The 14604-nt window shown below is 30.5% G+C and carries 12 protein-coding genes and 1 other annotated feature; of the genes, 3 read left to right on the forward strand and 9 right to left on the reverse strand.

All coding sequences use genetic code 11. The features are described from left to right. Positions 1-140 precede the first annotated feature (140 nt). Positions 141-920 (reverse strand): TatD family hydrolase, encoded by a 780-nt coding sequence (locus BUA82_RS04925; protein WP_073005286.1) that lies wholly within the window; start codon positions 918-920, stop codon positions 141-143. Positions 921-1119: 199 nt separating this feature from the next. Between BUA82_RS04925 and BUA82_RS04930 the strand changes: the two genes are divergently transcribed. Continuing rightward, positions 1120-1320 (forward strand): cold-shock protein, encoded by a 201-nt coding sequence (locus tag BUA82_RS04930; protein WP_073005289.1) that lies wholly within the window; start codon positions 1120-1122, stop codon positions 1318-1320. A 75-nt stretch (positions 1321-1395) separates the two neighbouring features. Here the strand turns inward: BUA82_RS04930 and BUA82_RS04935 are convergent, their stop codons facing one another. Then, a complete protein-coding gene (locus BUA82_RS04935) occupies positions 1396-2916 on the reverse strand; it encodes a DUF445 family protein (RefSeq protein WP_073005291.1) in 1521 nt (506 codons plus the stop codon). 148 nt (positions 2917-3064) lie between these two features. Here BUA82_RS04935 and BUA82_RS04940 point away from each other — a divergent pair, with 148 nt between their 5' ends. Then, on the forward strand, positions 3065-3760 hold the full coding sequence (locus BUA82_RS04940) for a Crp/Fnr family transcriptional regulator (protein WP_073005293.1): 696 nt from the start codon (positions 3065-3067) through the stop codon (positions 3758-3760). Between the two features lie 72 nt (positions 3761-3832). Here BUA82_RS04940 and BUA82_RS04945 read toward each other — a convergent pair whose 3' ends face one another. The 6 genes from BUA82_RS04945 to BUA82_RS04965 all read right to left on the reverse strand — a co-directional run bounded on the left by BUA82_RS04945 (position 3833) and on the right by BUA82_RS04965 (position 9869). Next, positions 3833-4309, reverse strand: coding sequence for a hypothetical protein (locus tag BUA82_RS04945; protein WP_073005295.1), 477 nt, complete (start codon positions 4307-4309; stop codon positions 3833-3835). A 245-nt stretch (positions 4310-4554) separates the two neighbouring features. After that, entirely contained in the window at positions 4555-6483 is a 1929-nt protein-coding gene (gene metG, locus BUA82_RS04950; RefSeq protein ID WP_073005297.1) for a methionine--tRNA ligase, read from the reverse strand. A gap of 59 nt (positions 6484-6542) precedes the next feature. Then, positions 6543-6801: a binding site (T-box leader), on the reverse strand. A 42-nt stretch (positions 6802-6843) separates the two neighbouring features. Beyond that, positions 6844-7641, reverse strand: a complete 798-nt coding sequence (locus BUA82_RS20280; protein ID WP_083599791.1) for a DUF92 domain-containing protein — start codon at positions 7639-7641, stop codon at positions 6844-6846. Positions 7642-7649: 8 nt separating this feature from the next. Continuing rightward, complete coding sequence (locus BUA82_RS20285) at positions 7650-8318, reverse strand: diacylglycerol/polyprenol kinase family protein (protein ID WP_083599792.1); 669 nt, start codon at positions 8316-8318, stop codon at positions 7650-7652. 164 nt (positions 8319-8482) lie between these two features. Then, positions 8483-8872: a large conductance mechanosensitive channel protein MscL gene (mscL, locus tag BUA82_RS04960; RefSeq protein WP_073005299.1), complete on the reverse strand. Its 390-nt coding sequence runs from the start codon at positions 8870-8872 to the stop codon at positions 8483-8485. 310 nt (positions 8873-9182) lie between these two features. Continuing rightward, positions 9183-9869, reverse strand: a complete 687-nt coding sequence (locus BUA82_RS04965; RefSeq protein WP_073005301.1) for a hypothetical protein — start codon at positions 9867-9869, stop codon at positions 9183-9185. 214 nt (positions 9870-10083) lie between these two features. On the opposite strand from BUA82_RS04965, the gene corA reads away from it, so the two are divergent. Next, positions 10084-11073 (forward strand): magnesium/cobalt transporter CorA, encoded by a 990-nt coding sequence (corA, locus tag BUA82_RS04970; protein ID WP_073005302.1) that lies wholly within the window; start codon positions 10084-10086, stop codon positions 11071-11073. 144 nt (positions 11074-11217) lie between these two features. On the opposite strand, the gene BUA82_RS04975 is transcribed toward corA, so the two are convergent. After that, positions 11218-14478 (reverse strand): SNF2 helicase associated domain-containing protein, encoded by a 3261-nt coding sequence (locus BUA82_RS04975; protein ID WP_083599793.1) that lies wholly within the window; start codon positions 14476-14478, stop codon positions 11218-11220. Positions 14479-14604: the final 126 nt, after the last annotated feature.

Raw genomic sequence — 14604 nt, forward strand, 5'->3', positions numbered from 1 at the left:
TAGCTTATAATAATATATAATATATTCCCTTAATTTATTCCTGTACCTAATCTAAAGTAGAGAAATACATCTATTAATCATGCCCTATTTTTTAAATATTATTCATATTTTGGAAATATATGTAACGTTTTATAGTAAAATTATAAGTTAAGCAACCTTTTACTATTTTCTATGGTAATAACGCTGATTTCCTTAGGAGACATACCTTTTATTTCAGAAATTTTTTCTATAATCTGAAGTATAAAATCTGATTGATTTCTTTTTCCTCGGTTAGGAACAGGTGCCATATAAGGTGCATCTGTCTCTACAAGTATTCTATCTAAAGGTACTATTTTAGCTGTTTCCACTATTTTTTTAGCATTCTTAAAAGTAACTACTCCAGTAAAACCTATATAATAACCAAGCTTTATACATTCCATTGCAAATTCAGGGCTGCCAGAAAAGCAGTGAAGAACACCCTTTACCTTAGGAAACTCCTTTATAATTTCTAAAGTATCTCCATGGGCATCCCTATCATGAATTACTACAGGAAGGCCTAATTCTTCAGCTAATTGCATTTGGGTTCTGAATACCTTTTTTTGAACTTCCTTGGGTGGATTTTCTTCCCAATAGTAGTCAAGTCCTATTTCTCCTATAGCTTTAACCTTATGATTTTTAGCCATATTCTTTATTTCATTAAGGGATTCTTCATTGAGTTCATAGGCCTCTTCAGGATGAATACCTACAGCAGCATATACAAAATCATACTTTTTTGCTAAGTTATAAGAGGTTCTAGCTCCTTGAAGGGTTGAACCACAATTTAATATTCCCACTATACCTTTTTCTTTTAAGTTAGGTAACAATGAATCCCTATCCTCATGAAAAGCTTCATCATCATAATGGGCATGAGAATCAAATATTAATATACTATCTTCTTTCATTGGATAAATCACCTCATAAAGTTACATTTCCCTGAAATTTAATATTCATATTATATCATATACATTTTCTTTGGAAAGTTAAAGTTGTGAACACTTTTTAAAATTATTGTTTATTTTTCTTAAAGGGGTGAATATTTAGTGGAATTTGAGGTAGAATATAGATGGAAAGTAATTTTTACAGTTATATGGAGGTATTTAAATGTTAGGAAAAGTAAAATGGTTCAATGCCCAAAAGGGATATGGATTCATTACCACAGAAGAGGGCAAGGACATATTCGTTCATTACTCAGGTATTGAGGGAGACGGTTTCAAATCCCTTAACGAAGGAGATCCTGTTAAATTCGAAGTTACTGAAGGCTCCAAAGGCGAGCAAGCTATAAATGTAACTAAAGCTGAATAAGCTTTACTATAAAGTAATTTTTGCAGGAAAAGTTTTAGAGGCTGTAGGGCATTGCCCTACAGCCTCTTAGTTTTTTTAATATATACTTGATAAAATAGGAGAAAGCACTCCTAAAATACCTCCTAATAAAGCTCCCAGCCAAGTAATGGCACTAAGCTCCTTATGGGCTATATCTAGGATTATCTTTTCTGCATAATCTACTTCAAAAGAATTAACTTGCTCTTCTACTATTTTAGGTATATTAATAACCTTAATAATCTCTGGTGCCTCTTTTTCTATAAACTTATTTACGCCAGAATATATAATGTCAAAACTTACATTTTCTAGCTTTTCTTTATCCTTTTCAAAGAATGTTTTTATCTGCATCCCTTCAAGGTTATTTATACTTTTATCTACAAAAACATTTATATTTCCCTCTAATTCTTCAGAGTTTACAAGAGATTCTAAGGTAGTATATACATAGGACTCCAAGCGATTTCTCCAATTATCTGAAAATTTATTTAGAGTATCTTCTAAGGTCCCCATATCTCCTATATTCTTGCCTATTAGAGATAAACACTCTTTTACAAATTCTTCACTTACTATTTTCTCTTTAATAAAATCACTTAGGTATGAGTAAACTTCCTCTATGCTGTTTTCTGGTACTCCTTTAATGATTTCTTCAACCTTCTTACTGGATATCCTATCTAAAACACTTATAATGAGTATTGAAATATTTTGTACCCCTTCATCTTTTTGTAGATAATCACCTACATATCCAGTAAGTTTTCCAAGAAGCATGTCTACACTGATAAATTTAGCTATAAGGGGATTAAAATTACTGCTTAAGGCATCTTCTAAAAACATCCTTATTTGCTCCTGAATCTTAGGCTGTTTTAGCATATTTTCTAAATCTGAAGCTATATCATACCTTGAATTGTATATGTATACCTTTAAAGCATTGTACAAGCCTCCGGGAATCACTTCGAATAAGGTTTTGTCGCTTTTAAAGATATTCTCTGCATTTTGTTTAATTAGATTTAAGGTTAATGCTTCAAATTCTTTTTCTTCTTTAAAATTTAATATAGATTCTTCAATCTTGGAATTTATTTGAGAAGATTGTATATATTCTATGATTTCTCCATTATTTTTATTTAATAAAAAATTTACATTTTCCATTAAAAGTTTAGAAGCAGATTTTATTACTTCCTCGCTTCTTATCTTTGATATAATCATGGAATTTATATATTTTACAAGTTTGTTTCTAAAGCTCTCATAGGAATCTTTTAGCGCTTCACTCATAATTTCTCTAATACTGTTAGTTTTATTTGAAAGAGCATTTAACTTTTCACTTATCCATTTTCTAATATGATTTTTCATCAAATCATTTGATAAAGCATTAGTTATAGTTTCAGTGGTTAAAAGATGTTCTCCTATAGCTTCTCCTACACTTTTAGCTATTCTTTTCTGCTCCTTTGGTATTAACCCTGGAGTAAAGGGTATCTTTAAACCTAAAAACCTTTTCTCACTGTAGGGTTTAAATAGCATTTTTATAGCTAACCAATTAGTTATATACCCTATAATGGCTCCCACTACCGCTCCTATTATATATTTCAATTTTCTTCATCCTTTCTGTTTTAAAAGCTATACCGCATTTAAATATTATAGTTTTTTGTTCTTATTAGTTCAATACCTTATTATCTATTGATTTAATATTGCCATACTTTATAATAATAATTACTTAATCTCAAAAAGAGGTGATAATTTGAAAACTTATAATTTTCAAGAATATATTAAGGTATTAAAGGATTCTAAATTATTTAAGACCTTTAGCGATGAATCTTTAAATATGTTATTACAAAGTATCTCTTGTAAAATAATCTCCTATTATTCTGAGGATGTTATCTTCAGCGAAGGAGAAAAATGTACTAATTTAAGTATAATACTTTCAGGAGAAATTGAAATACAAAAACTAGAACCCTCTGGAAAAGTACTTACGGTTTCAAATCTTCATGAAGGTGAAGTCTTTGGAGAGAACCTTCTTTTTGGAGATAGAAATTTTTATCCCATGGATGTTATAAGCAAAAAACAAAGTACAGTGCTTCATATTTCTAAAGATTATGTAGAAAAACTTTGTACCACAAATACAGATTTTTTAAATACCCTTTTAAGGACTCTTTCCAATAAAGCTGTTGCCCTAAGCTCTAAGCTAAAACAAATAGGACTTAAGAGCCTTCGTCAAAAAATATGTGATTTTATATATATAAGCTATAAAAAAACCGGTTCTAATAAAATAAAGTTAAATATGTCAAAAAAAGATTGGGCTGACAAGCTAGGTGTACAAAGGCCATCTTTATCAAGAGAATTAATGAAGATGAAAGAAGAGCAAATCATAGATTATGATAAAGATCATATTTATGTGCTGAACTTAGATGCTTTGGAAGATACTTTAAATTCATAAAATTTAAGAAGACTACTGAAAAACTTTATATTTTTCAGTAGTCTTTTGATTTTGTTATATATTAATAATTTACTAACTTTGGATTTTTCTTACCCCCAAATAAATGAATAAAGATGGAAAAACAGAGTATACAATGCTGCTTTTAAAAATAAAGTTCTCGGCTGTGATAATAATGAGGCTCATCCATTGTGCGTTGAATAAACAAAATATATTGTAATTAAATCTAGATAATTCCGGATTTGAATTTTGAAAAATATAGGTTAAAGAAAGCAATAAAATATTCCATAAAGTAAAGAAAACCACAGGAATAATATTTTTCATGTCTTCTTTATAAATCTTTAAGCTTTTTCCTAAAAAGTAATAGCCCAAGGCACATAATGCAAGAATTACTACTATAATAATTAAATAAATGCCTCTAGCACTGATAATTGAACTCCCTGCATAACTTTTTAAAAATATAACTGGAGGTACTGCTAAAGAACTTATAATCAGAGCTGCAATACTTATAGACAAACTTCCCAGCATGCACCTTAAAATATTTCTACCCATATTTTCACCTTCTTTCACCAAACTATATATAGATTATATACTCTTCCTTAGTACAAACTCCTTATTTTAAAAGAGATTTTACATAGTTAACGGTAATTTATTATTTGCAAAATAAATTTAATATATTCAAAAAATCCAGGCTATGTTAATTTTAATACAGGCATTTATTCCTTCGATATATTAAAAAAACTGCTGGGTAGAATTAAATCTCCTCAGCAGTTTTTGTAAATTTTTTATTAAATTTACTATCTCACTTGGCTTCCAGAAGGTAAATCACCAGGATTTACAGCATATAACACTGAATCATCATCAGTAGCAGCTGCCAGTATCATCCCTTGAGATAATTCTCCTCTTAATTTTACAGGTTTTAAGTTAGCCACTAACACTACATTTTTCCCCACTAACTCTTCAGGCTTATAGTACTGAGCTATACCTGAAACTACCTGTCTCTCTTCTCCACCTAAATCCACTTTAAGCTTTAATAGTTTTTTTGCTCCTTTAACTGGTTCACAGCTTATTACCTTCACCACTCTTAGATCTATTTTGTCAAAATCATCTATGGTTATTTCTTCTTTTATTGGCTGCATAGGAGCTTTTTCTTCTTTAGTCCTCTGGCTTAAAGCTTCAAATTCCTTTATCTTTGCTTCTAAATCTATCCTTGGGAAAAGAGTTTCTCCCCTCTTAACCTTCTTACCTGCAGAAGTGCCATCAAAGGCAGATAATGTATCCCAAGAAGTTAACTCACTATTAATTTGTTCATTTATCTTCTCGCTGGTTACTGGCAGGAATGCTGAAACCAGTACAGATGTAAATCTTAAAGATTCAATAAGATTATAAAGCACTGTTCCTAATCTTTCCTTCTTGCTGTCATCCTTAGCAAGGATCCATGGTGTAGTTTCATCTATATATTTATTTGCTCTTCCTACTAAGTCCCAAATTGCATCTAAAGCTTCAGGGATTTTCAGTTTATCCATAGCAGCTTCTACTTTAAGAGGTGTTTCTAAAGCAAGCTTTATAAGCTCGTCATCAATAGCTTCCTTGGCTGTAGGAGCTGGAATCACTCCATCAAAGTATTTTTCTACCATGGTTACACTTCTGGATAAAAGGTTTCCTAAATCATTGGCTAGGTCTGAATTTATCTTTTTAATAAATAATTCATTGGTAAATAATCCATCAGAACCAAAAGGTATTTCTCTTAAAAGATAATATCTTACTGCATCCACACCAAAGTGATTAACTAGGATTACAGGGTCTACTACATTACCTTTGGACTTTGACATCTTGCCCCCATCCACTAGCAGCCAACCATGACCAAATACCTGTTTTGGTAATGGAAGGTCTAAAGCCATTAGCATAATTGGCCAATAAATGGTATGAAATCTTAATATATCTTTTCCTATTAAATGAACATCTGCTGGCCAATATTTTTTATAAAGTTCAGTATCATCACTGCCATAACCAAGGGCTGTAATGTAGTTAGATAATGCATCTATCCATACATATATAACGTGACTTTCATCAAAAGTAACGGGTATACCCCAGTTAAAGCTGGTTCTAGAAACGCATAAATCTTGAAGTCCTGGCTTTAGGAAATTGTTTAGCATTTCATTTCTTCTAGATTCAGGCTGAATAAACTCTGGGTGATTTTCTATATGCTCTATAAGCCTAGGAGCATATTTGCTCATCTTAAAGAAATAAGCTTCTTCCTTAGCTTTTTCCACTGGTCTTCCACAATCTGGGCACTTGCTATCCACTAGTTGTGTTTCAGTCCAAAAGGATTCACAAGGTGTGCAGTACCAACCTTCATAGGAACTTTTATATATGTCTCCCTGTGCATACAGCTTCTTAAATATATCCTGTACTGTTTTAATGTGATAGTCATCAGTAGTTCTTATGAATTTATCATAGCTGATATTCATAAGCTTCCAAAGATCTTTAATACCAGCCACTATTTCATCCACATAAGCTTTTGGTGTTACGCCTTTTTCTTCAGCTATCCTCTGTATTTTTTGTCCATGCTCGTCGGTACCAGTAAGGAACATTACATCGTAACCTTTTAACCTTTTAAATCTAGCCATAGCATCTGCTGCTACAGTGGTATAGGTATTACCTATATGAAGATTTGCTGATGGGTAATAAATGGGTGTGGTAATATAATAAGTTTTTTTACACATTTTATCTCCTCCTAATTTATGCTGAAAATTAAAAAAGCCTCTATACGGAAATATTCCCGTATAGAGGCGTATTATTCGCGTTACCACTCTATTTTTCATCTTTTTCACAAAAGACGACTCATTAAGTGACTCCGCCAGAAATATCTAGCTTTTATCACCTTGCAATATAACGGTTGCTCCCGTATTTTCCTAACCATATTAAGGCTCAGAAAATCTGCTCCAAGACCATGTTCATAAAGCTTCTTGACTCCGGCTTTCACCTTCCCCGGATCTCTTTTAGACACTCCACTTTACTACTCTTCTTTTCAAAACATTTTAATTATAATATCATAATATGATATATACTAACCATTGTCAACTTTATATAAAGAAAAATATCATTATGGAACTTATTATGTTACTGGATAAATTTATCATATCATTATTAAAAAAAGAAAATCCTTTTATAAGCTTATTGGGTTTTCCATTGTGAAGACTTTGTTCGGTGATTATGTTTTCTTCTTCACAATAGTATTGAGCTTGTATAGAAGCTCCTAAAACACTATCTATTATAGCTCCAAAAAACCCTAAAACCATGGCAGCTATAAAGCCAAAAATAACAAATTTATCATAGCCATACTCTATTATATGGCTAATAGCAAAGACCACTGCCATAAAAGTAGAGCCTGCAAGAGCAGCAAAAGTTCCTAGGATGCTAACGCCTCCAGACATACCTTTCATTAAAGCCTTTCCTGTAAGTATAGAAACTGGAAGCTTCTTGCTAAGCACTCCTACTTCTGAAGCCCAGGTATCCGCATTAGCTTCTCCAAAAGAAATGGCGCATCCCACTAAAAACAGCTGATTTTTTGTAAAATAAAATAAAGCTGCAAATAATAGTCCTACTCCTCCATTGGCGAAAACCTGAAATACATCTCTTCTGCCACCTTTTTCATTAAGCTTTGCCACATCTTTTTTCTTATTCTTGTTTAGCACTGTAAGTAAACTAGCGGACACAAAAAATCCTATAAGTAAAGCTGTGGCAACAAAGCCCCCAAAAAAATACATAAGTCCACCCATTATAGCAGCTGCTATGGCACCACTTTCTGAAAGTGAATTCTTTTTATAGGCAGCTAAAGAAATAATGGTGGAGAAAACAAATCCAATAATTAAATTCTTCATTTTTCCTCCTAAATAATCGCAACAATAACCATGTACAAAAATGAAGTTCCTAAGGGTACTGTAATGTTATCAAAGCCTTCTGGAGTGACAAGCTCAAGTATTGCTGCAACTACAGCTAAAATTAAGCTAACGGCTAACTTATAATAATCATTAAATATAGAAAGTAATATAAAAACTGTAATAAAGGAAGTTATAAACATAGTAACACTACCTTCAAGGCTCTTAGTACTATTGTGAACCGTTATCTTATGCTTACCATATTTACTGCCTATAACAGCAGCTAGTCCATCTCCATATCCCATAACCAGTATCCCTAAAGCTCCTATGTAAGGGTTAAAACCTTGGCTAAAGGTAACAACTGATAAAACAAATAATGAAACAGCATAATATACAGTGCCTAAATCTTTTTTTGACCCATCTCTTTCCATGGCTTTAAAAACTTGCTTCTTATAAGATATATAGTTTATCACAATAAATAGAGCTGGTACAATGGCTGCATAAATGGGACTATTAAAATATATCATAGCTATAATCCACCAATTGCTAACTCCTATGTGTATAAACTTTCTGCTGCCTTCACCACTAATAATGTTTTTTGATGTAAGTTCTGTAGACATTGCAATAATAATAAAAATGAAAATTATAGAAACTAATATTCCAAGTATATTGCTATTCATTTTTCCTCCTGTAAATACATATATTTTTCATTATACTTAAATAGTTTATACATGTCCATTTACCCAATATTTTAAAATTCTAATTCTATATTAAATAACTACTAACTAAAAAGCTCAATTATTATCAATAATTGAGCTTTTGCGGTTAAATTTTTAGTTTTAAATTAATTATTACCTTTTTCTGCTAAAAGATCTCTTATTTCTGTAAGAAGAGCTTCTTCCTTAGATAATTTTTTTTCAACTATTTCTTTTACTTCTTCCTGTCTAGGCCTTCTTAACCTGTTAATAGCTTTAACCATCAAGAATATGGTAAATGCCATTATAAGAAAATCAATTACACTTTGTAAGAACAAACCTAATTTTATATTTACACCAAAAGGAGAAAGTACTATATCAGATATATTTATTTTTCCCATAACAAGTTCTAATATAGGTGTTAATATGTTCTCAACTAAAGATGTAACTATTTTGTTGAAAGCACCTCCTATAATAACACCCACTGCTAAATCTATGACATTTCCTTTCATAGCAAATTCTTTAAACTCTTTCCACATGCTCTCCCATCCTTTCAATCAAGTGATTCTTAGCTTCAGATGCAATTCGCTTAAAAGAAATACTTACTCCATCTGAAGTTTAAAGGAACTTATCCAGGAGCTTAGCACCCCTTATTTCACTACTTAAAGAAGTAGGAGCATTAAGGGCGGTTAGCTATAGGATAAATTTTATCCATCGTATCTAAATAAGTTTCACTAAAATTATAGTGCCACTAGTATTGTAATACAACCTAATCATTACTTGCAACCTTTTATTACTTACTACTTATTACTTATTACTTATTACCTATTATTTCTTACCTCTTACCTCTTACTTATTATTTATCATTACATCTTTATGTTCCATATTTTTGTAAACACTTAAATCTTTAGGTGTATATAATGACCTTTGAATTACTTTACCTCTCTTAAATTCATATCTATATTCTATTTCCTTTTCATCATTAAAAATTACTATAGTATACTCTGGATATTCTATTATACTATGAATATTATCGCTACAGCCCTTATCCTTCAAATAAGAAATCACTTGGTTCTTCAGTACTTGCCCTTGGGAGAAGCATAAACCTACATTACAAAAATATATGCAAAAAATGAAAGATAAAAAAGCTATACTATAAGCTAATTGAAGCTTTTTAATTGCTCCCCTTTTAAAATCTATAATGATTCTATTCATAATAACTATAAGAAAGATGCCAATCAATGGGAAGGGGCTTATTTTCACTTCTGAATAATTATTAAACACATGGCTCCATATAAAAATCAGTAGAGATATGGAGGTAGCTATGTATAGTGAACTCTTTATATATTTTTTATGATATAAATATATAACTACTACACCTGCAAAAAGCATTGCCAAGGTGGCACTATAAGCGATGATAAGATCAATCTTATAGTATATGCATTGCTTCAGTCCAAAGTATAAGAACAAAGCTGTAACAACATTAGCTGATATATATATTATTTTGTTTACTAGCTCATTTTTATTTTTATCCATATAAAGCACCACTCTTATTTTTTAATTATATTTTAACTTTCTTTACATATTATGTAAATATTTTCAATAGTTATACATTAAATTATACGAAAATGTTTTCATTAAAAGCCAACATTTCATAAATAAAATATATAAATTTATATTTTATTAAAACATAATTCATATCTTATATGCTTTAAATAAACTATAATTTATTATAAAGGGAGGTTATATTTTGATTAGAGTAATGTATCATTCAAAATACTTAAATAAAGTTGAAATAAAAAATTATGAAAGCACTGATAATTTTCTTAAAGAATGCCATAACATCCAATGTAATATTATGTGGATAGATATAGACTATTGTTCAAATTCAAAGGAGGATGACTTTAAAGATATAATAAATAAGTTTTTCGATTATTCTAACTCATCTATTGCTAGAGAGCTTCCAGCACGTCATTCTTCAGTAGAAAAATATTCTGACTTCTATAGCATAGACATGCTTATTCTTAAAGATAGTAACCTAAAAAAACATATGCATTGGCTAAAAAAACATTTTATCATTAATAAAAACATAATAATTTCCCTAGGCAGTGAGCATTCTAAAATATTTGAAGAAATATGGAAAAATCTTTCTACTCACCCTACAGCCCTTAAAGGTAACACTGATGGAATCTTGTACTTAATCCTAGATTACATATGTGATGAATATTTTGCCGCTCTAGAAGATTTGGAAAGCATGGTAGAAGAAATTGAGGTAGCCTTAATAGATGGAAACACTAATGAACTTCAAGATAAAATACTGAAACTTAGAAAAGAAATATTAAAATTCAAGCGGGTGGTTAGTTCCCTACGTACCGTTACTTATTCTCTTATAAGTTATGATTACGATGTTATAGACGAAGAAAATACAAACTATATTAAAACTGTTCATGACAATACCTTCAAAATTTATGAGGCTCTAGAATCTGAACTAGACACCTTAGCTACAGATTTAAATTTATACAATTCTAAAATGTCCAATAAAATGAATGAAACCATGGAGTTTTTAACTGTTATTACTACTATTATGGCTCCTCTTACCCTAATTGCAGGTATATATGGAATGAATTTTAAATTTATGCCTGAAATAGAGTCTAAATTTGCTTATCCTATAACTCTTGTAGTTATGTTAATATTGGTAATACTTCAAGTTAGATATTTTAAAAAGAAAAATTGGCTCTAATAAAAATATAGGAGAAAATGCTATGTATGCTTTTCCCCTATATTTTATCCCATAGCTAACCGCTCCTAATACCCTCACTTTTTCAAGTAGCATGATAATGAGCGCTAAGCTCCTGGATAAGTTCTTCTAAATATATGCTTCAATCTATATTTCTAAGAGTTCTAAAAGTTCACCTTCTGTAAAGCTACTTATAAATCCCCCATGCTTCTCTTCTGAAAGCACTTTATTTATTATTTCTCTCTTTTTGTGCTGAAGGGTATATATCTTTTCTTCTATAGTTCCCTTGGTAATTAACCTTATTACCTCTACAGAATTTTTTTGTCCTAATCTATGAGCTCTATCTGTTGCTTGATCTTCCACAGCAGGATTCCACCATGGGTCAAAGTGTATTACTATATCCGCTGAGGTGAGGTTAAGTCCGGTACCACCAGCTTTTAATGATATAAGAAATACCATGGGGCTATTACTTATATTAAAGTTATTTACTACTTTTACTCTCTCTTCTGAGGTCATGCTACCATCTAAATAACAATAATCTATGTTGTTGCTATCCAATTTAAAGGCTATATTTTTTAGTACTGAGGTGAATTGAGAAAACACTAAAACCTTATGATTTTCTTCCAATGCCTGTTGTAATATCTCTAAAAGAGCTGAAATCTTTGCGCTTTCACCGTTATAATTTTGTATAAAAGAAGAAGGATCGCAACATATCTGTCTCAGTCTAGTTAATACTCCCAATATTTTTATCCTATTTTTTTCAAAACCCTGAACATCTATTTCTTTTCTTATTTTTTTGCTAGCTGCAGCAAGATAAGCCGTATAGATTTCCTTTTGCTCCTTTGTAAGGTCTAAGGATATTTTATGTTGTATTTTATTAGGGAGTTCTGATGCCACATGTATTTTTAACCTTCTTAAAATAAAAGGTTTTATTAAAGAATTAAGCTTACTTAAAGCATCTGCATTTACATTTTTTGATATGGGTCCCTGAAACCTTGAAATGAATGTATTATAATTCATTAAATATCCTGGCATAATAAAATCAAAAATAGACCAAAGCTCTGACAATGAATTTTCTATAGGAGTTCCTGTAAGAGCAAACCGTATTCGGCTTTTAATGGCCTTTGTGCAGGAAGCATTTTGAGAATATGGGTTTTTAATATTCTGAGCTTCATCCAGTATAAAACAATAAAATCCATAATCTTTGTATCTATCAGCATCTTTTCTCAGCAATGCGTAAGATGTTATTACTACATCATACTCTTTAATGCTATTTATTAATTCTTCTCTATCCTCTGGATTACCTTGAATAATAAGCACCTTAAGCTCTGGAGCAAATCTTTCCAACTCCTCTTTCCAATTGTAAAGTAAAGAGGTTGGAGCAACTATAAGGGAAGTCCCTTTCTCCTTTTCTGATAGTAAAAAAGCTATAGATTGAAGGGTTTTACCCAGTCCCATCTCATCTGCTAATACTCCTCCAAAGCCCATATGAGACAAGTATTTAAGCCACTTATAACCAGATACTTGGTAGTCTCTAAGTATGCCTTTCAGATTATCTGGAACAGAAGCATCCAAGGTTTTAAAGCTTCTAATTTCTTTTAAGGAATTTATTAAGTCTTCATTTATATTTACATTTTCAATGTTATCAATTTGCTTTATTTGCTCTGCAGCAAAAGCTTTATAGAGTGGAAGCTCTATACTTTCTTCCATTAATTGTTCTTTTTTGATACCAATATTATCAATGAACTCTACTAGCTTTTGAAGTTCTTTATTCTCGAGGTCAATAAAATTACCATTTCTTAATTTAAAGTATTTTTTATTGTGTTTTATGGCTTTAAATAAAGTAGCTATGTCTTTTTTATTTATGTCCTTTATATAAAAATCTACTTTAAAAAGGTTGTTATTATTTATACTAAGGTTAGTTTGTATGCTGGTATAATCATATAGCTTAAGGGTTTTAAAACCTTCAGAGTAATAAACCTCACAGATTTCTTGAAGCTCCAGCACTCCCTTTTTAAGAAAATATACTAAAGATTCATCTCCTTGTAGATAAAAATTATCCTTACCCTTTTTAAAATTAAGTTCCATGAGAACATTTTCTATATTTTTTTCTTTTAGTTTATCTCTAAGTATTAACTCATTTTTATTGTTTGATGTATTATCAGGTATTTGTATGTCTACATCACCATAGGTATATACAAGGTTACATTTTATCTTGCTGCCTTCTTTATCTATATAAGCCTTGGCTTTGAAATCTTCTATAATATATGAGTCTTTAAGTTCATTACATATATCTATATTTTTACTTATAGATTTTAATAGAGGCAGCATATAAGAGGCATATCTTTCCCCTTCACTTTGCCTAATTTTAAACATAGGCTCCTGTTCATAGCCCAAGGCTTCTTCTAAAAGCAGATAAAGCTTAATCTGCTCTTTAGAAGGTTTATATAAAGCTTCTTTATAATAAAAAATACTTTTTTCATCATTTAAGCTTATAGGTAGGTCACCCTTAGGCAATACTACCAAATCCTCTTTATCCCTATGTATGCAAAAATCCAAAGGCATATCCTTCTCGTAATAGTTTACCTCTCCTATTTCTTTGGTGTTTATTGTAATATTAATATCACTATTAGAAGCTGCCTTGAAAAGCCTCTCCACTTGACGAGATGGTATATAAAGCTTTCTTCCATCTAAGAGCTTAATTATCCCTCTATCATAGTTTAAGCTTAAACGACTAATTTTATTGAATTCATATATATCTTTAAATAAAGCTATTAAATCTTTATGCTCTTCTTTAAATTCATGCTGTTTAGAGTTATACTGAAAGGCTTTAGATAATTTAAATGGAATATTATCTTCCATAGCTTCTAAAAACCTTTCTATATCTTTTATAATATAAAGCCTATTTACCCCTACCTTTACTTCAACATGACTTTTTATTCTTCCGGTATTATTATAGTGATAATTTATTTTAACATTAAGCTTTTGCTTCTTTTCATGGATGTTGTTTAACATATTATCTATGTTATCTAGGAACTTTGAACCATTAAAAGCGCTCCTCTCTTCCATTACAAGATTACTCTTTTCCTTATAATATTTAAACAGCGTTGAAGCTATATGCTTACATATACCTTTTCTTCTATAACTTTCATTGAAATATAAACAATCACAATGAAACCTTGTAAATCCACTATTATCATTAAATCCTATCTGAACATTATACACAGCTTCAGTAAATGCAGAATGAACCCAGGTATCAATACCATACCTATTTACCATAGAATTTTCCGTAGAGTAAATCTGCACCACAAAATCTTCTACTAAATTCTTATTATAATATTCTAAACCTTTTTCGTAGATTTCATTATCTGTGTAATTGTGGATTATATTCTCATCGTAAATCATCATTATTCCCTCTATTTACATTAATTGATAAATTATTAACAATATAATTATAACCCATAATACATAAAAACAAAAGAGCATAAACTTTAAAAAGAAAAGCCTATACTCTTATAGTTCTAATAATATGCA

This window comes from Clostridium amylolyticum (assembly GCF_900142075.1).
Classification (GTDB): domain Bacteria; phylum Bacillota; class Clostridia; order Clostridiales; family Clostridiaceae; genus Clostridium_AA; species Clostridium_AA amylolyticum.